18 protein-coding genes are annotated in these 18,387 nt (G+C 66.2%); 10 read left to right on the top strand and 8 right to left on the bottom strand.

Features of this window, described 5'->3' with window-relative positions:
- Nucleotides 1–25: 25 nt before the first annotated feature.
- The 5 genes from LG367_RS08770 to fusA all read right to left on the bottom strand — a co-directional run bounded on the left by LG367_RS08770 (nt 26) and on the right by fusA (nt 4,640).
- Complete coding sequence (locus tag LG367_RS08770) at nt 26–712, bottom strand: hypothetical protein (protein WP_226468866.1); 687 nt, start codon at nt 710–712, stop codon at nt 26–28.
- Nucleotides 713–828: 116 nt separating this feature from the next.
- A complete protein-coding gene (locus LG367_RS08765; protein ID WP_226468865.1) occupies nt 829–1,263 on the bottom strand; it encodes a hypothetical protein in 435 nt (144 codons plus the stop codon).
- A 201-nt stretch (nt 1,264–1,464) separates the two neighbouring features.
- Complete coding sequence (locus LG367_RS08760) at nt 1,465–1,851, bottom strand: HU family DNA-binding protein (RefSeq protein WP_226468864.1); 387 nt, start codon at nt 1,849–1,851, stop codon at nt 1,465–1,467.
- A 140-nt stretch (nt 1,852–1,991) separates the two neighbouring features.
- Entirely contained in the window at nt 1,992–2,405 is a 414-nt protein-coding gene (locus tag LG367_RS08755) for a DUF2784 domain-containing protein (RefSeq protein ID WP_226468863.1), read from the bottom strand.
- A 171-nt stretch (nt 2,406–2,576) separates the two neighbouring features.
- Complete coding sequence (gene fusA / locus LG367_RS08750) at nt 2,577–4,640, bottom strand: elongation factor G (protein ID WP_226468862.1); 2,064 nt, start codon at nt 4,638–4,640, stop codon at nt 2,577–2,579.
- Between the two features lie 272 nt (nt 4,641–4,912).
- On the opposite strand from fusA, the gene LG367_RS08745 reads away from it, so the two are divergent.
- From LG367_RS08745 to LG367_RS08725, 5 genes are all read left to right on the top strand, one after another.
- On the top strand, nt 4,913–5,347 hold the full coding sequence (locus LG367_RS08745) for an OsmC family protein (protein ID WP_226468861.1): 435 nt from the start codon (nt 4,913–4,915) through the stop codon (nt 5,345–5,347).
- Complete coding sequence (locus LG367_RS08740; RefSeq protein ID WP_226468860.1) at nt 5,340–6,026, top strand: alpha/beta hydrolase; 687 nt, start codon at nt 5,340–5,342, stop codon at nt 6,024–6,026. Before LG367_RS08745 ends, LG367_RS08740 begins: the two co-directional genes overlap by 8 nt.
- A gap of 118 nt (nt 6,027–6,144) precedes the next feature.
- On the top strand, nt 6,145–6,858 hold the full coding sequence (locus LG367_RS08735) for a glycine zipper 2TM domain-containing protein (RefSeq protein WP_226468859.1): 714 nt from the start codon (nt 6,145–6,147) through the stop codon (nt 6,856–6,858).
- A 38-nt stretch (nt 6,859–6,896) separates the two neighbouring features.
- On the top strand, nt 6,897–7,895 hold the full coding sequence (locus LG367_RS08730; protein WP_425490945.1) for a bile acid:sodium symporter family protein: 999 nt from the start codon (nt 6,897–6,899) through the stop codon (nt 7,893–7,895).
- Nucleotides 7,892–8,911: a 2-dehydropantoate 2-reductase gene (locus tag LG367_RS08725; protein WP_226468857.1), complete on the top strand. Its 1,020-nt coding sequence runs from the start codon at nt 7,892–7,894 to the stop codon at nt 8,909–8,911. Before LG367_RS08730 ends, LG367_RS08725 begins: the two co-directional genes overlap by 4 nt.
- A 44-nt stretch (nt 8,912–8,955) precedes the next feature.
- Here LG367_RS08725 and LG367_RS08720 read toward each other — a convergent pair whose 3' ends face one another.
- Nucleotides 8,956–9,297 (bottom strand): hypothetical protein, encoded by a 342-nt coding sequence (locus LG367_RS08720; protein WP_226468856.1) that lies wholly within the window; start codon nt 9,295–9,297, stop codon nt 8,956–8,958.
- A 29-nt stretch (nt 9,298–9,326) separates the two neighbouring features.
- Nucleotides 9,327–10,211, bottom strand: coding sequence for a PhzF family phenazine biosynthesis protein (locus tag LG367_RS08715; RefSeq protein WP_226468855.1), 885 nt, complete (start codon nt 10,209–10,211; stop codon nt 9,327–9,329).
- A 99-nt stretch (nt 10,212–10,310) separates the two neighbouring features.
- Between LG367_RS08715 and LG367_RS08710 the strand changes: the two genes are divergently transcribed.
- The 4 genes from LG367_RS08710 (at nt 10,311) to LG367_RS08695 (ending at nt 16,598) form a co-directional block, all read left to right on the top strand.
- The gene (locus LG367_RS08710; RefSeq protein ID WP_226468854.1) at nt 10,311–12,944 is read left to right on the top strand and encodes a bifunctional aspartate kinase/diaminopimelate decarboxylase; all 2,634 of its coding nucleotides are present in this window, start codon (nt 10,311–10,313) and stop codon (nt 12,942–12,944) included.
- Entirely contained in the window at nt 12,941–14,308 is a 1,368-nt protein-coding gene (murL, locus tag LG367_RS08705; RefSeq protein ID WP_226468853.1) for a UDP-N-acetyl-alpha-D-muramoyl-L-alanyl-L-glutamate epimerase, read from the top strand. The genes LG367_RS08710 and murL overlap by 4 nt, the downstream gene beginning before the upstream one ends.
- On the top strand, nt 14,289–15,674 hold the full coding sequence (murD, locus tag LG367_RS08700) for a UDP-N-acetylmuramoyl-L-alanine--D-glutamate ligase (RefSeq protein WP_226468852.1): 1,386 nt from the start codon (nt 14,289–14,291) through the stop codon (nt 15,672–15,674). The genes murL and murD overlap by 20 nt, the downstream gene beginning before the upstream one ends.
- A 147-nt stretch (nt 15,675–15,821) precedes the next feature.
- Nucleotides 15,822–16,598 (top strand): dienelactone hydrolase family protein, encoded by a 777-nt coding sequence (locus LG367_RS08695; RefSeq protein WP_226468851.1) that lies wholly within the window; start codon nt 15,822–15,824, stop codon nt 16,596–16,598.
- Between the two features lie 88 nt (nt 16,599–16,686).
- On the opposite strand, the gene LG367_RS08690 is transcribed toward LG367_RS08695, so the two are convergent.
- Nucleotides 16,687–17,682 (bottom strand): polyprenyl synthetase family protein, encoded by a 996-nt coding sequence (locus LG367_RS08690; RefSeq protein WP_226468850.1) that lies wholly within the window; start codon nt 17,680–17,682, stop codon nt 16,687–16,689.
- Between the two features lie 217 nt (nt 17,683–17,899).
- Here LG367_RS08690 and LG367_RS08685 point away from each other — a divergent pair, with 217 nt between their 5' ends.
- On the top strand, nt 17,900–18,370 hold the full coding sequence (locus LG367_RS08685; protein WP_226468849.1) for a single-stranded DNA-binding protein: 471 nt from the start codon (nt 17,900–17,902) through the stop codon (nt 18,368–18,370).
- Nucleotides 18,371–18,387: the final 17 nt, after the last annotated feature.

Below are 18,387 nucleotides of genomic sequence, written 5' to 3'. Positions count from 1 at the left end.
AGGCGGGGCGGCAAAGTCTCGCGGGTTACAGCTTCAGTTCGCGCAAATCCGCCGAATGGATACGCCAGGCGCGCTGCTCGGCGGTAGCGCCGTCGACGACGGTGCGATGCAGGGTATAGGTGCCATCGTAGCGGCGCACGCTGCCGTCGGCCTGCGTGGCGGTGATCGTCACCGGCACTTGGATGTAGCGCTGGCCTGCACCGGCATCTTCGTTGCCGGGTGCGCCGACCTCGACGCTGACGCGCGCGGTGTTGGCGAAGCCGTCGGCGAACTGCTGCGGCGTCTGATTGCTGGCCTGGCCGCCGTTCGACCACAGCGCGTAGGCGCGCGCATAGCTGCGGCTGTCGATCGAGCTGTAGTAATCGCGGATGACGGCCGCCGCGTCCTCGGCGGTCGGTTCCGTCGATGCCGCGCCCGTGTTGTCGGCGGCGGGCACGCCACCAGGAAGGGCGCCTGTCTCCGGATTCGGATTGAGCAGGTCAACTTGATCCTGCGCCGGTGCCGGCGCGGGTGGCGGACTACCGGAGAGCGGCACATCGCCCGGCCCCGGTTTCGACGACATGCCGGTGACCGAGCCATCGCCTTGCTGCGGTTTCGGCAGGCCGGCTTGCTGGTCGTCCTGCTGTTGCGCATCGGTCGCCGATTTGCCGCCGCAGGCGGCGAGGAAGACGAGCGTGCCTGCGAGCAGCCAGGATTTCGTGGAGGAAGCCATCGCCATCGGATTCCGGTCAGCGGGAAGTTTTCATGCGCACCCTACGCAAGCCGGGTGAACATTCCATTAGTGAATGAGTACATGCCTTATACAAGCTCACCTTATGCAAGCTCGCTTCATGCGCGCTCGGCCAGCGTCGCGCGCTGCGGGTGCAGGTAGGCCACGAGCAGGCCCAGCAGCACGAAGCGCAGGCTGTCGAACACGATCTGCTTGACCGCCAGCACGGCCGGCGTCGGCTGCACCGCGTAATAGATGAGGTAGTGGGGAACGGCCACCAGCAGCGCCACCGCGATGCCGAAGCGCAAGCCCTGGCCGGACACGCTCTTGCCGGCGGTGAATCCCTTCGCGTAGATCCAGGTCATCGCATAGCCGGTCAGCAGGTGGGCGACGATCATCCATGGGAAGTAGTGCTGCGAATCTTCCTGCGTGCGGATCAGCGTGCCCATCAACGGCTGATAGTCGTGGCCGAGCAGCAGACCATGCACGACGTATCCCAGGATCAGCGAAGCCAGCGACATCAGCAGGCCGCAGATCACGATGCGCTTGTTCACGAGGATTCTCCGGCCTTGGGCAACGGCGGCATCCTACTGCGTGCTTCTCGCGGCGTCGACGGTGACGCGATGGCCGGTATGTTCACGCAGATATGAAAAAGCCGGGCTTTCCCGAGGAAAAGCTCCGGCCTCTCGACATCGGCGGGAAGGGGGTTGCCACGTCCCCGCCGATGGCACGACGCCTGAATCAGAACAGCACGATCAAGACAGCGCGGCAGCCTTGAGCTTGGCCAGCGTGCGCACCTTGACCTTGCGGGTCGCGGGCTTGGCGGCGAACCACTGCTCTTCCTTGGTGAAGGGATTGATGCCCTTACGCTTCGGCTTCGCCGGCACGTCCTGGACATTGACCTTCAGCAGGCCCGGCAGCGTGAACGTACCCGCGCCCTTCTTGCTGACCGATGCGTGGACCGCGCCTTCGAGCGCAGCCAGTACGGCGCGGACGTCTTTCGCCGCGACGGAGGTGGCATCGGCGATATACGCCACGAGGCCCGCTTTGCCGAGCGCCTCTTTGATCGGCTTCGGCGCCGCGGGCTTCGCTGCTTTCTTCGGGGCAGCCTTCTTAGCCGCAGTTTTTGCTTTCTTCGCCATGTTTTCCTGTTCCGTAATGGATGATTGGAATTGTCTGGCCGATCTTGTCGGCAGTGGAAATGTAGGGCAACTGCGCGTCCGCGCCAATAGGAAAACGCAAAAAAAGCGCTGTTTTTTTACGAATGGGGGAGGGACGGCGGTCAGCGCCGACGCGTGCGTCGGGGTGGCCAGAGCATCCAGCACAGCACGGCGAGTGCGGCGAACGCGCTGTAGGCGGCAACGAAAGTCCACCACGGCACGTCGAAAAAGATCATCCGCGACAGCCAGTGCTGGATGAAGGATTCGTTGTAAGTGGCTTGTCCGGCATGGATTCGCAGCGCCTGCTCCCAGACCGTCAGCGGGCAAAGTTCGCCCAGCCAGGCCTGCAGCGCGATGAAGAGCATCAGCAGCAAATGCGCGATGCGGAAGGCCGGTCGGCGCACCCACGCCCAGCCGAACGGGCCGCCGATCAGGATCGCCAGCATCCCCAGCACGACGAACGCCACCACGCCCACGTGCAGCGCCAGGATGGCGTCGGCGAGCCAGCGGGCGGCGTCGGGTGACAGCGAGTTCATGCGGGGAGGCGCTTATGGCAGGAGCGGTCCATCATGCCGGCGGGCTCCGGCTGTTTGACAGGAGGCTTTCAGAAGGAGCGTAGCCGTCGCGGGAGCCGTGTCGCGCATGCAACGAAAGGATCCGGCGAAGTGCATAGGCCTCTCCGCCGAATCCCTTCGAGGCGGTCTCCATCAATCTTCTTCGTGCTTCGGCTTGTAGGCATCCACCAACCGTTGCTGCACTTGCGTCGGCACCGGCTCGTAGTGGCTGAAATCCAGTGAATAGCGGCCACGGCCGGCGGTGACGGACTTCAGCTCCGCGGCGTAGCCTTCCAGTTCCGACAGCGGCACCTGCGCCTTGATCACGATCTCGCCGCCCTTGGCCGCGTCGGTGCCGTTGATGCGCGCGCGCTTGCCGGCGAGGCCGCCGCTGATGTCGCCCATGTTCTGCTCGGGCGCGGCCACATCGAGATCGACGATCGGTTCCAGCACCTGCGGCCGGGCCTTGGTGATGGCATCGAGGAAGGCCTTCTTGCCGGCGGCGACGAAGGCGACTTCCTTGCTGTCGACCGGATGGTGCTTGCCGTCGTAGACGATCACCCGCACGTCCTGCATCGGATAGCCGGCGATCGCGCCACCGCTGAGCACCTGGCGCACGCCTTTTTCCACGGCCGGCAAGAACTGTCCCGGAATCGTGCCTCCCTTCACCTCATCGACGAACTCGAAGCCGCTGCCGCGCGGCAGCGGTTCGATGCGCAGAAAGACCTCACCGAACTGGCCGGCACCGCCGGTCTGCTTCTTGTGGCGATGATGGCCTTCGGCCTTGGCGCTGACGGTCTCGCGGTAGGCGATGCGCGGCGGGCGCGTGGTCACCTCGACGCCGTGGCGATCCTTCAAGCGGTCGAGGTTGATGCGCAGGTGCAGATCGGACAGCCCGCGGATCACCGTCTCGTTGGTCTCGGTCTCGTGCTCGACGCGGAAACAGGGGTCTTCCTCGGCCAGTTTGTGCAGGGCGGTCGACAGCTTCTGTTCCTGGCCCTTGCTGGCGGCTTCCACGGCGAGGCCGAACATCGGCCTGGGGAAATCCAGCGGCGCGAGATGGATCTGATCCTCGTCGTGAGAATCGTGCAGCACGGCGTCGAAATGCAGTTCGTCGACCTTGGCGACCGCGGCGATGTCGCCTGGCACCGCCTGCGCGATCTCGACGTGTTCCTTGCCTTTGAGCTTGAACAGGTGCGCCACCTTGAACGGCTTGCGGCCGTCGTCGACGAACAGCTGCGTGTCCTTCTTCACCGTGCCCTGATAGACGCGGAAGATGCCGAGCTTGCCGACGAACGGATCATTGACGACGCGGAATACGTCGGCGATGACATGCGCGTTCGGATCGGGCTGTGCGGCCACCGGTTGCGCGTCCGCGCCGGTTCCTTTCACGAAGGGCGGCGGATTGGCCTCGCCCGGATGCGGAAAGAGTTTCTCGGCGATATCGAGCAGTTCCTTGATGCCGACGCCGCTGCGCGCGGAGACGAAGCAGATCGGCAGCAGATGCCCCTCGCGCAGGCATTGCTCGAACGCATCGTGCAGCTCCTGGCCGGAGAGGCCGCTCTCGCCGAGGTCGAGATAGTGATCCATCACCGTTTCGTTGATCTCGACCACCTGGTCGATGATCTTCTGGTGCCAGTCGGCGGCCGGGCCGAGATCGCTGTCGCCCGATGACTGGCCGAAGCAGTCGATCACGCGCTTGCCGCCGTCGGCAGGAAGGTTCAGCGGCAGTGCCTCGGGGCCGAATTCGTTGCGGAGTTCCTCGAGCACGCGGGCACAGTTGGCGCTGTCATGATCGATCTTGTTGACGATGATGACGCGGCAGAGATTGCGTTCTTTCGCCCGCTCCATCATGCGCCGGGTACCGTATTCGACGCCGGAATCGGCATCGATCACGATCGCGACCGTCTCCACCGCGGCCAGCGCCGAGAGGGTGGGGCCGCGGAAATCCGGATAGCCGGGAGTGTCGATCAGGTTGACGTGGACAAGCTGTTGACCAGCCGCGGCATGATCGATGCTGGCGATGGCGGCGTCGATGGAGTGGCCGCGTTGTTTCTCGATCGGATCGAAATCGGACACGGTGCTGCCGCGTTCGATGGTGCCTGCCGCCTGGATGGCGCCGCCGGCATGCAGCAGGGCTTCGAAGAGGGTGGTCTTGCCGGCGCCGGGGTGGCCTGCGAGGGCCACATTGCGGATTTGCGCTGTGCTGTAGGACATGAGTCCGTTTCTCCCTTGATTGGGTGGAAAGGGACGTCATGGCTGTCCGGGAAGGAGCGCAACGCCTAAGCGGATGCGCTCGGCGGGCGGTCATGGCGGAGATGCACCATACCTCGCTGAGAAACATAGCGTCCCGTTGCGGCGCAGCAATCCGCCTGGATTAGTGAAGAATCCGTCACGCCGAAAGCACGAATTCTCCGAAGACCGGACGCTTCTGTAACGCTGGCGGCGATATCCTTCTCAATCTCATTCCCCCGATCCGGAGCACCGACATGGGCATCACGCGCAAGGCCAACGCACACTGGGAAGGCGATCTCAAATCCGGCAAGGGCAGCCTCGCTACCCCGCAAAGTGGATTGCTCGACAACACCCGTTACGGCTTCAACAGCCGCTTCGGCGACGAGAAGGGCACCAATCCGGAAGAACTCATCGCCGCCGCGCACGCGGGCTGCTTCACCATGGCGCTGTCGGCCAAGCTCACCGAGGCCGGACATCCGCCGACGGCGCTGGACACGCAGGCGGAAGTCGATCTGTCGCTGGAAGGCGGCCCGACGCTGAGCGCGATCCGCCTGAAGACCCAGGCCAAGGTGCCGGGCATCGACGCGGCAAAGTTCCGCAGCATCGCCGATAACGCCAAGCAGAATTGCCCGATTTCGAAGGCGCTCTCGGCCGTGCCGATCACGCTGGAAGCCGAGCTGCTTGCCTGACGACAAATTCTCCGCGCTGTGCATTCACGGCGCGGGCGGTGGCGGATGGGAGTGGAACGTCTGGCGTGAGCGCTTGCTCGCGGCGGGTGTGGAGGCGCACGCGCTCGATTTGCTGCCGTCTCCGCGCGGCCTGGCGTTCACCGTCTTCGACGATTACGTGCGTCAAGTGCGCGAGCAGCTGCGCGTGCTGTCGCGTCCGCGTGCGCTGATCGGCGCCAGTCTCGGCGGTCTGCTGGCCGCGCTTTGCGCCGATGAGGCGGATGCGCTGGTGCTGATCAACCCGCTGCCGCCATCGCCCTGGCACGAAGGATTGTCTGAACGGAGCTGGCCGGACGTGATTGCATGGCGGCGCGAGGCAAGGCTGGCGTCGACGCGCCGGGCGATGATCGATGCCGACGACGCCACCGCGCTGTACGCCTTCCGCCGTTGGCGTGACGACAGCGGCGCGGTGCTGCGCACGGCGCACGCCGGTGTTCCGGTGGAGAAACCGGGTTGCCCGGTGTTGTTCATCGCCTCGGAAGGCGATGAAGACGTCCCTCCGGCGCTGACCGCGGCGTGGGCGCGGGGCTGGCATGCGGATCTGATCCACGATCCCGCGGGCAGCCACGTCGGTCCCTTGTTCGGACGTCAGGCCGTCGAGGTGTCATCGCGGGTCGCGCGATGGCTGTCGGCGCGCTAAACGCGACGGGGGCGTCAGACTGTAAACGCTTTCGATTCAGCACGGCGTTACCGAACCGCCCCTAGGTTAGACACGCGCCAATTCGGCGTTTGCACCCGCGGCCCTGGAGCCGGCCACCATGAAGCGCCTTGCGACCTCCAAGCTTTTTGCAAGCTCGTTCCTCGCCCTGGGCCTCGTCGCGGCCGTCGGGACCGCCTCCGCGCAGTCCGACTATTACTCGCGTGACGACTACTACCCGCAGCCGACCGTGGATCGCTACGGCAACAGCAGCGGCTCGCAGTACGACTACGCGCGCGTGGTGCGCGTCGATCCGGTGATCGAATCCGGCTATCCGTCCTCGCAGCAGCAGCGCTGCTACACGCGCCAGGACGGCGGCTACTACAACGGCGACGATCGTTACGATCGCGACGGCTACTCCCGTGACGATGGCTATCGCAACGACGGTTACCGCGATGATCGCGACTATCGCGGCGGCACCGAAACCGGTCGCAATGTCGCCACCGTGATCGGCGGCATCGTCGGCGCCGCGCTCGGCAGCCAGGTCGGCGGCGGTTCGGCGCGCTACGCCACCGCGGCGATCGGCTCGATGGTCGGCGGCATGGCCGGCCGTGGCGTTTACGACAGCAATCAGCGCAATCGCCAGCCGCCGCGCCGTGCCGAAGTGACGGTCTGCGATCCGGTGCCGGCCAATGGCGATTACTACCGCGTCGACACTTCGCGCGTGGCCGCCTACGACGTCACCTACGAATACGGTGGGCGCCGCTACACCACCCGCACCAACTACCATCCGGGCGACACCATCCGCGTGCGCGTGGACGTGCGTCCCGAATGAGCGGCGGGACTGCATTGGGCGGATAAGGAGAAGGGGCCATTGGCCCCTTCTTCGTTGTACGGAGCCGTTGCGCGCCGGGAATCCGGGTTACGATCGCCGCCATCGCGCCTTCGCGGACGCCTTGGGAGGGCATCGTGCAGGACAACCCACTGATCAAGATCGCGCTTCCGATCGCGATCGCGGTGATCATGTGCGGCATCGGGCTCACCCTGCGCGGCAGCGATTTCCGCCGCATCGGCGAGAACCCGAAGCCGGTGCTGATCGGTGTGCTCGGACACTATCTGCTGCTGCCGTCGCTGGGGTTCGCGATGGCGTGGCTGTTTCCGATGTCGCCCGAATTCGCCGTCGGCTTGGTGCTGGTCGCCGCCTGCCCCAGTGGCAGCACGTCCAATGCCCTGACGTTCCTGGCGCGCGGCAACGTGGCCCTGGCGGTCACGCTGACGGTGATCAGTGCGCTGATCACTTTCGTCAGCGTGCCGCTGCTGGTGAATCTGGCGCTGCAATTCTTCGCAGGCGAAACGCGCGAGATCCGGCTGCCGGTGGGGCAGACCATCCTGCATCTGGCGGTGCTCGTGCTGATCCCCGTGTTGCTGGGCATGGGAATCCGGCGCTATGCCAGCGGGTTTGCCGTGCGGGTGGAACCGTGGGTCAGCAAATTCGCCTTGGGGTTCTTGCTGTTGTTGATCGTCGCCATCTCGGTCGCCGAGCGCGAGCGTCTGCCGGAGTGGCTGAGCCAGCTCGGCCCCGCGGCGCTGACGCTGTGTTGCTCGGCGATCGGCCTCGGCTATCTGTTGGGGCGCATCAGCGGGCTCGCCTTGCGCGACTCGATCACCGTCGGCATGGAGGTCGGCGTGCAGAACAGCACGCTGGCGATCGTGATCGCGCTGAGCCTGCTGCAATCGCCGCAGATCGCCATGCCGGGCGCCGTTTACGGATTGCTGATGTACCTGCCGGCGCTGGCGATGGTCGTGCTCGGGCGGCGCGCGGTGGCGCGTGAGGAGGCGCGTGCCTCGGTTTCGGACATTCCCGGGTCGTGACCGCGGCGCCGCGCATCTGCGTCTTCGGCGCCGGCAGCATCGGCTGCTATGTCGGCGGGCGTCTGCTGGCGTCGGGCGCGGCCGTCAGCTTCGTCGGCCGGGCGCGGCTGGCGCGCGAGATCGCCGCGCACGGATTTCGCCTGAGCGATTACCGTGGTCTGGATGTGTACGTTCCGCCTGCGAAGGTCGCCTTCCGGGAAACACCCCAGGCGGCCGCTGACGCCGATCTGGTGCTGGTGACGGTGAAGGCCGCCGCCACCGCCGATGCCGGTCGCGAACTCGCGCAGGTGTTGCGGCCCGGCACCGTGGTGATCAGTCTGCAGAACGGCCTCGGCAACGACGACCTCCTGCGCGCGGCCTTGCCCGGATGCACGGTGCTGACCGGCATGGTGCCGTTCAACGTGGTGCAAGGTGGCGATGGCGCGTTCCACCAGGGCACGGAAGGCGATCTGGCGGTGGCGCGGCACGATGCGCTGTCGCCTTTCCTCCCGCTTTTCGATAGCGCGGGCCTGCCGCTGCAATTGCACGACGACATGCGGGCCGTGCAGTGGGCAAAGCTGCTGCTCAATCTCAACAATGCGGTGAATGCCTTGTCGGGACGGCCGCTGCGGGAGGAACTGTCGCAGCGCGCGTATCGGCGTTGCCTCGCGCTCGCGCAGCGTGAGGCGCTGGGATTGTTGGACGCCGCCGGTATTCGTCCAGCGAAGCTGACGCCGTTGCCGGTGCATTGGATTCCGGGCGCGCTGGAACTTCCGGATTTCCTGTTCCGAATCCTGTTCGGCCGCATGCTGCGCATCGATCCGCTGGCGCGCTCGTCGATGTGGGAAGACCTGGAGGCTGGGCGCACGACCGAGGTGGAATGGCTCAACGGCGAAGTGGTGCGGCTGGCGACGAAGCTCGGCAGGCCAGCGCCGGTCAATGCGCAACTGCTTGCCCTGGTGCATGCGGCGGAGCAGGGAGGCCGGCGCGATTGGCCCGGCACCGGGCTGCTCGGGGAATTGCAGGCGCCGCGCTAGTGGCGTCGGGACAAGATGGCGAAAATCCAGAAGCGCCAGTGCGGCTATTTGCCGCCGAGATGCCTCGATACGACGTAAACGTCGACAGGACTCATCGAGCATTCTTCGAACGAGGCTTCGCTGCTGGTGATGACTTCCACGTCCGGGCCGGTATCGCTGTGGAAGGCGATCCGGTAGACCTGTCTGTACCGGTCCTTGTCAATCTTCTCGGAGGCGAGCCGGACCACCGTCGCTTTCTCCGGGTTCGTATGCTCGTTGCTCACGAGGCCGGCGTTCTTGAGGTGGACGAAGGCCATGTTGGTCGGCCAGCTGGGACAATCCGGCGCCTTGGCACGCGCCGCGCAGGGCATGGCAAGCATGGCGGCTACCACTAAGATCAATCGCATGAGATTTCCTTCCTTCCGTTTTTGTCGATTCAGTTGCCGATCCAGTCCAGATCGCCTCGAACCACCGTCACCACGCGTCCGCCGGACCACACATCGCCCTGATCGTCGACGCGCAACTCGATGATCGCATCGTGCCCGACCTCGCGGCCCTGGCTGATGCGGTAATGCCCGCTGCTGCCGGGCAGGGCGTTCTGCGAGGCCAGCCACGCCGCCAGTGTGGCGTTGGCGGCGCCGGAGGCGGCATCCTCGAACTGCGACGGCGCGCCGACCCAGGCCCGGACCGCCAGGTAGTAGACCGGGTCCTGGCTGCGCGCGAAGACGCACAGCCCCATGCTCTCGGTGTCGTTGGCGAGCTCGCCGATCGCGGTCCAGTCGGGCGTCGCGCCGCGCAACGCGGCTTCGTCGGCGAGTTCCACCAGCCACCAGCGGCGTCCGCCGTTCATCAGCACCGGCGGCAGCGCGCCAAGCGACAGCCCTTGCAGCGCTTCGCGCAGGCGCGGATCGGTCGCGGAGGCGATCTCGCCGATCTGCGCGCGCGGCGTGCGCACGGCGATGGTGCGGCGCGAGCCGGTGCCTTCCACGCGCAGCGGCAGCTTGCCGGCGATGCCGTCCTGGACCAGCAGGCCGTCCTTGGGCGTCGCCAGCCCGGCCTCCAGCACCGCATGCGCGGTGCCGACGCTCGGATGGCCCGCGAACGGCACCTCGCGACGTGGGCTGAAGATGCGCAGGCGGTAGTCCGCGTCCGCCGATGCCGGCGGCAGCACGAAGGTGGTTTCCGGCAGCCGCGTCCAGCGCGCGATGGCTTGCATCGTGGCATCGTCCAGCCCTTCCGCGTCGAGGACCACCGCCAGCGGGTTGCCGGCGCCGGGACGGTTGGCGAAAACGTCGAGCTGAAGGTAGCGGCGGCGGGTCATGACGGTCGTACCTTCGATTAGAATCCGGAATTCGCATCCGGACGCCGGGCGCGAATTCCGATTCTACTCAACTCCCCCTCATCAATGCCCACATCCGACATGCGAGTCACTCGCAAGAGCCCGCACATCCCTGTGCGGACTTCCCACTTGGCCGATCGCTGGATCGTGCTCAAGTTCGGCGGCACTTCGGTGTCGCGTCGCCATCGCTGGGACACGATAGGACGCCTGGCGAAACAGCGGGCCGACGACAGGGATGCGCGCGTGCTGGTGGTGGTGTCGGCGTTGTCCGGTGTGACGAACGAGTTGACGGCGATCGCCGACGGCGCTGCCGACAGTGCCGCGCGCGTGGCGGCGCTGATCGAGCGTCATCGCGGCTTCGCGAGCGAACTCGAACTCGATGCCGACGCCGCGCTCGGCACGCGACTGTCCGCGTTGCAGGCGCTGCTCGACGATCCGCGCGCGACATCGCGCCCGCTCGACTGGCAGGCGGAAGTGCTGGGGCAGGGCGAATTGCTCTCCTCGACGCTGGGCACCGCCTATCTCCACGCGCAGGGCCTGGATTTCGGCTGGTGCGACGCGCGCGAGTGGCTCGACGCCGTGGCGTTGCCGAACCAGAGCGACTGGGCCGGCCGCCTGTCGGTGAACTGCAAGCGCGAGGCCGACGCCGCGTGGCGGGAACGCTTCGCCGCGCAGCCGACGCGGCTGCTGCTCACGCAGGGCTTCATCGCACGGCATGGCGATGGTGGTACCGCGATCCTCGGTCGCGGCGGCTCCGATACCTCCGCCGCGTATTTCGGCGCACTGCTCGGCGCGCAGCGCGTGGAAATCTGGACCGACGTGCCCGGCATGTTCAGCGCCAACCCGCGCGAAGTGCCGGATGCGCGCCTGCTCACCCGCCTCGACTATGCCGAGGCGCAGGAAATCGCCACCACCGGCGCCAAGGTGCTGCATCCGCGCTCGATCAAGCCTTGCCGCGATGGCCAGGTGCCGATGGCGATCCTCGACACCGAGCGCCCCGATCTTCCCGGCACCAGCATCGACGGCGGCGCCGTCACCGTGCCGGGTGTGAAGGCGATCAGCCGCCGCAACGGCATCGTGCTGGTTTCAATGGAAACCGTCGGCATGTGGCAGCAGGTCGGCTTCCTCGCCGACGTGTTCGAGCGCTTCAAGCGTCACGGCTTGTCGGTCGACCTGATCGGCTCCTCGGAAACCAACGTCACCGTCTCGCTCGATCCCAGCGAGAACCTGGTCAGCACCGATGTGCTGGCGCGCCTGTCCGACGATCTGGCCGAATTCTGCCGGGTGAAGGTGATCGCGCCGTGCGCGGCGATCACGCTGGTGGGGCGCGGCATGCGCTCGCTGCTGCACAAGCTTTCCGACATCTGGGCCACGTTCGGACGCGAGCGCGTGCATCTGATCTCGCAGTCGTCGAACGATCTCAACCTCACCTTCGTCATCGACGAAGCCGATGCCGACGGCCTGTTGCCGGAACTGCACGCCGAATTGATCGAAAGCGGCGCGATGCCGGTGCAGGACGCCAGCGTGTTCGGCCCCAGCTGGCGCGAGATCGCGCACGGCAAGCCGCAGCGTGCGCCGCAGTGGTGGCAGGGCGAGCGTGAGCGTCTGCTCGCATGCGCCGAAGCCGGTACGCCGGGTTACGTTTACCATCTGCCGACGCTGCGCGCGCGTGCGGCGGCCTTGAACGCGGTCGCCGCGATCGACCGCCGCTTCTTCGCCGTCAAGGCGAATGCACGGCCGGAACTGCTGCGCGCGCTGGTGGCGGAAGGCTTCGGCCTGGAATGCGTGTCGCGCGGCGAGTTCGAGCACGTTTTCACCGTGCTGCCCGACCTCGATCCCGCGCGCGTGCTGTTCACGCCGAGCTTCGCACCGCGTGCCGAATACGACGCGGCTTTCGCGCGTGGCATCATCGTTACGCTCGACAACATCGAAGCGTTGCGCAACTGGCCGGACACGTTCCGTGGCCGCAATCTGTGGCTGCGTATCGATCTGGGGCGCGGTGATGGCCACCATGCCAAGGTGGTCACCGGTGGCACGGCCTCGAAGTTCGGTCTGCCGCTGTCCGCGTTCGATGATTTCGTCGAGGCGGCGCGCAAGCTCGACGTGCGCATCACCGGCATCCATGCACATCTCGGCAGCGGTATCGATTCGCCGGCGCACTGGCGCGACGTGTACGCCGAACTGGCCGGTTTCGCCGACAGCGTCGGCACCGTCGACACGATCGACATCGGCGGCGGTCTGCCGATTCCCTACAAGCCGGATGCCGAGCCCTTCGATCTCGATGCCTGGGCGGTGGGCCTGGCCGAAATCAAGGCGGCCTATCCGCGCTACAAGCTCGCGATCGAGCCCGGGCGCTACCTCGTCGCCGAATGCGGTGTACTGCTGGCGCGCGTCACGCAGGTGGTGGAGAAGCAGGGCGTGCGCCGCGTCGGTCTCGATGCCGGCATGCACACGCTGATGCGGCCCGCGCTGTATGACGCGTATCATGGTGTTCACAACCTCACGCGTCTTGCCGAGCCGGCCGACACGCACAAGCTGTTCGACGTGGTCGGCCCGATCTGCGAATCCAGCGACGTGCTCGGCGTGCAGCGCCCGCTGCCCGCGGAGACGCAAGAAGGCGATATCGTGCTCGTCGCCGATGCCGGGGCCTACGGTTTCGTCATGTCCAATACCTACAACCTGCGCGCGTTGCCGGCAGAGGATGTCATCGCATGAGTGCTTGGCAGTTTGATCGCGATGCCGTTCGCGTATTCCGCTTCGTGCGCTGCGCGTTCGATGCCGAAACTGGCGTCGGGCAGCTCGTGTATGCCTTCGACGAGGGGCCGGAGCTGATCGAGACGGTGACGATTCCTGGCGCACCGTTCGTGCTCGACGACGCGCGCGCGCGCGCCGTCGAGCAGGCGCTACGTTTGTTGCACCTGATTGCCGGCGTGAGCTACTACAAGGCGGGTGTACCCGAGGACATCCGCATCGAGTCGTATGGCATCGATGCGGGCACGGCGGCGCTGCTGGAAGAGATCTACGTCAACGGCCTCGGCGAATTCGCCTATCGCAATGGGCTGAATCTGCACGGCCGCATCAAATTCCCGGTCGAGCAGGCGCTTTCGACCGATGAAGCCGCGCCCGCGTTGGGCCTGCGCAAGCATGCGCTGGTCGCGATCGGCGGAGGCAAAGATTCGCTGGTCTCGATCGAAGCCCTGCGCTCGATCGGTGTCGAACAGACGGTCACCTGGATCGGTGGTTCGCAACTCATCAAGGCCTGCGCCGAGCGCACCGAGTTGCCCACGCTCAATCTCGGCCGCCAGCTCGCGCCGGAACTGTTCGAGTTCAACCGCCAGGGCGCCTGGAACGGTCACATCCCGGTGACGGTGCTGAATTCCGCGATCATGGTGTTCGCCGCCGTGTTGCTCGGTGTCGATCAGGTCGTGTTCTCCAACGAACGTTCGGCTAGCTACGGCAGCCTGATCGAAGGCACGGGCGAGGTGAACCATCAGTGGTCCAAGGGCTGGGCCTGCGAGCGTGCATTCGGTGAGGAAGTGCAGCGCCGCATCGCCGCCGATCTGCATTACTACTCGCTGTTGCGACCGCTGAGCGAGCTGGCCGTGGCGCGGCAATTCGCCAAGACCGATCGCTACGACGCGCACTTTTCCAGTTGCAACCGCAATTTCCACCTGCTCGGCGAGCGTCCGACCAGTCGCTGGTGCGGGGTCTGCCCGAAATGCCATTTCGTGTTCCTGGCATTGGCGCCGTTCATGCCCAAGCCGCGATTGGTGGGCATCTTCGGCCGCAATCTGCTCGATGATGCGGCGCAGATTCCTGGGTATGACGCATTGCTCGAGTACCGCGATCACAAGCCGTTCGAATGCGTAGGCGAAGGCCGCGAATCGCGCGCCGCGATGGCGGCGCTGGCGGAGCGGCCGGAGTGGCGCGAGGATGTGGTGGTCGAGCGGTTCAACCGGGAAATCCGGCCGCAACTCGACGCCACGGAGTTCGCCATCGAGCCGCTGTTGACGATCGATGAAGAACATCGCATCCCGCCCGCGTTGTGGGGACAGTTGCGTGCGAATTTCACAGCTTGAGGACAAGCGAGTCGCGCTGTGGGGCTGGGGCCGCGAAGGCCGCGCGGCCTACCACGCGATCCGCGCGCGGCTGCCCGGATTGCCGCTGACGCTGTTCTGCAGCGCCGAAGAGGCCGCCGATGCGCGAGGCATCGGCGATACGGCACTCTCGGTCGAAACCGAAGCCAGCGCGGGGCGTCTGTCCGCGTTCGATGTCGTCGTCAAATCGCCCGGCATCAGTCCCTACCGGCCCGAGGCGATGGTCGCCATGCACGAGGGCACGCGCTTCGTCGGCGGCACCGCGCTGTGGTTCGCCGAGCGCCCCGATGCGCGCGCCGTCTGCGTGACCGGTACCAAGGGCAAGAGCACCACGACTGCGCTGCTGGCGCATCTGCTGCGCGCGGGCGGCCATCGCACGGCGTTGTGCGGCAACATCGGGCTGCCGCTGCTGGAACTGCTCGATGCCGAAGCTGAGTTCTGGGCAATCGAACTGTCGAGTTATCAGACGCGTGATGTCGCGGGTGCCGGTGTTCGGCCGCACATCGCTGTCGTCACCAATATCTTTCCTGAGCACTTGGATTGGCACGGCAGCGAACAGCGCTACGTCGACGACAAGCTCGCCTTGCTCACCGAAGCGAAGCCGCGCATCGCCGTGCTCAATGCCGTCGACCGTCGTCTTGCCGCGTTGACGCTGCCGGATTCGGGAGTGCGCTGGTTCGGGCGCGAGGACGGCTGGCATCTGCGTGGTGACGTGCTATGCCGTGGCGACGACGAAATCTTCGACACCGCCTTGATTCCGCTACCGGGCCGCCACAATCGCGGCAATCTCTGCGCCGTGCTCACGGCGATCGAAGCGCTCGGCCTCGATGCCGCGGCGCTTGCGCCGCATGCGGCTTCGTTCCGGCCGCTGCCGCATCGCCTGCAGACGATCGGCACGCGCGAGGGCATCACCTACGTCAACGATTCGATCAGTACCACACCGCATGCCAGTCTGGCCGCGCTCGATGTTTTCCGAGGTCGGCGCGTGGCCTTGCTCGTCGGTGGCCATGATCGCGGCCTCGACTGGTCGGACTTCGCCAAAGCAATGCGGACGCAGGCTCCGGTCGCGATCATTACGATGGGGCAGAACGGCGGGCGCATCCATGCCTTGCTCGAAGGCCTGGCGCGTGAGGGAGGTTTCGTCCTACGTGAGGCCGGAGATCTGAGCGAAGCCGTCGCACTGGCGCGGCAGGCGCTGGCGGGCGAGGGCGTGGTCCTGATGTCGCCGGGCGCGCCGAGCTTCGGTGCCTATCGCGACTACACCGAGCGCGGCCGGCATTTCGCGCAGCTGGCGGGGTTCTCGCCGGATGCGATCACGGCGATCCCAGGGCTGGGCATCGCGCCGTAACGCCGGCATTCCGATCGAGTCACTGTCGCGTTCCGCCCGGAACACTGTTTTCGTCACGGCAATGGCGCCGCGGCGGGCCTACAATCTGCGCCCCGCCTCGCGGCGGATATTCCAATTCGGGAAATTCTTTCTAGCTGGGAGATCATCATGCGTCGCATTTGTCTCGCCTTGATTCTGTTGCTGCTGTCCGTACCGACGTTCGCCGCGATGCAGGCCAAGCCCGTGGCATGGAAGGTCGGCAAGCAGCCCTTCAGCGGGTTCCTGGTCTACGACGATGCTTCAAAGGAACAGCGCCCCGGTTTGCTGATGGTGCCGGACTGGTACGGCGTGACCTCCGCCGCCATCGACAAGGCCAAGCAGCTCGCCGGCGACGATTACGTGATCCTGGTCGTCGACATGTACGGCAAGAAAGTGCGCCCCAAGAATGACAAGGCCGCCTTGGCGCAGGTCCAGAAACTCTATGCCGACATCCCGGCGTTGCGCGCCCGCATCACGCAGGCGGTCGAAGTATTGAAGGCCCAGGCCGGAAATGCGCCGCTCGACGCCAGCAAGATCGGTGCGTTCGGCTACTGCTTCGGCGGCGCGACGGTGCTCGAGCTGGCACGCAGCGGCGCACAGCTGGCGGGCATCGTGACCTTCCACGGCGGGTTGCGGGCCTATGGTCCCAAGGCGGAGGCCGTGAAGACCCCGCTGCTGATCCTCAACGGCGCCGACGACGAAAGCACCCAGCCCTACGTTGCCGACCTGGAAAAGGAAATGACCGCCGCCGGCGCCGATTGGCAGTTCGTCAATTTCAGCGGCGCGGTCCACTGCTTCGCGCTCGAGACTGCCAACAAGCCGGGCTGCATGTACAACGAGCGTGCCGCCAAGCGCGCCTACAAGATGATGGACAACTTCTTCGAAGAGCGGTTCGGCGAAGACTGATCCCACGCAATGTCGGTCATTCCCGCACCGAAGCGCGCCGTCAGCGCGCTGAGGCGGGAATGACCGGCGAGCGCTTGAACAACAGCGATCAGTGATCGCGCGCGGTGGCGTAATGCGCCAGCCCGCGCAGGGCGGCAAGCGCTTCATTATCGGCCAATCCATCCAGCGCACGTTGCGCGGCTTGCGCGTACTGGTGCGCGCGAGTACGGCTGTAGTCCAGGCTACCCTGCGCCTGGATCGCGGCGATGACATCCGGCAAGGCCTCGACGTCACCGTTCTCGACGATCTCGCGCAGACGCGCGCGCGTGGCGGCATCGGAATGCGCCATCGCATGGATCAGCGGCAGTGTCGCCTTGCCCTCGGCTAGGTCGTCGCCGAGATGCTTGCCGAGTGCGGATTCGTCGGCGCTGTAGTCGAGCACATCATCGGCGATCTGGAAGGCGTAGCCCAGATTTATCCCGTAATCGTGCAGACGCTGCTGTGTGGCCGTGTCGGCGCCGGCCAGCAGCGCGCCCAGGCGCGTGGCGGCGGCGAACAGCACCGCGGTCTTGCGCTCGATCACGCGCAGGTAGGCGGTCTCGTCCGTGTCGGGATTGCGCACGTGCAGCAGCTGCAGCACTTCGCCCTCGGCGATGGAGTTGGTGGTGTCGGCGAGGATGCGCATGACTTCGATGCGATCCAGTTCCACCATCAGCTGGAAGCTGCGCGAGTACAGGAAATCGCCGACCAGCACGCTCGGCGCGTTGCCCCACAGGGCATTGGCGGTCTTGCGGCCTCGGCGCAGGTCGGATTCGTCGACCACGTCGTCGTGCAGCAGGGTCGCGGTGTGGATGAACTCGATCACCGCCGCCAGCTGATGCGCGTCCGGGCCGCCGTGGCCGAGCGAGCGCGCGGCCAGCAACAGCAGCATCGGGCGCAACCGCTTGCCGCCGGCGGCGACGATGTGCTCGCCGATCTGGTTGACCAGCACCACGTCGGAAGCCAGGCGGCGGCGGATCAGCGCATCGACCGCGGCCATGTCGGCGGCGGCGAGGGCCTGAATGGCGGCGAGATCGAGCTGCCGCGGGCTTGCTGAGGCGTGCATGCGGGGTCCGGTGGGGCAAGTGGCAATTATACGTAGCCGCGCTGCGTGGATGCGGCCTGCCTGGCCCGCTCGCAGGGGGCTTTTTCAATGGAGCCTGTTCGATGGGGCCGCTCCGATGGGGAATTTCCCGACCCCAGGGCGGGGTTCGGGCCTCTCCCCCGCGAACGCTTATAATTGCAGACTGCTCGCCAGTACTGGCGAAATTCAAGGAACTTCGATGGCCCGCGGCATCAACAAAGTCATTCTGGTCGGCAACCTCGGCAACGACCCCGACGTCAAATACACGCAGGGCGGCATGGCGATCACCCGCATCAGCCTGGCCACCACCTCGGTCCGCAAGGACAAGGACGGCAACACCCAGGAGCGCACCGAATGGCATCGCGTGGTGTTCTTCGGCAAGCTCGGCGAGATCGCCGGCGAATACCTGCGCAAGGGCAGCCAGGTGTACGTGGAAGGCTCGATCCGCTACGACAAATACACCGGCCAGGATGGCGTGGAGAAGTACTCCACCGACATCATCGCCGATGAGATGCAGATGCTGGGCGGCCGCGGTGACGCCGCCGGCGGCGGCGAACGCCCGTCGCGCCCGCAGCGTCAGGATTCCGCGCCGCCGCAGCGCCGTCCGGCACCGTCGCAGCAGTCGGCGCCGCCGATGGACGATTTCTCGGACGACGATATTCCGTTCTGAGACACGGCCTTAGGCCA

The sequence above is a fragment of the Luteimonas panaciterrae genome (genome assembly GCF_020511115.1).
In the GTDB taxonomy this organism is placed as follows: Bacteria; Pseudomonadota; Gammaproteobacteria; order Xanthomonadales; family Xanthomonadaceae; genus Luteimonas; species Luteimonas panaciterrae.
Note: the sequence above shows the minus strand (reverse complement) of the source record. Positions and strands in the feature narration are given on the sequence as shown.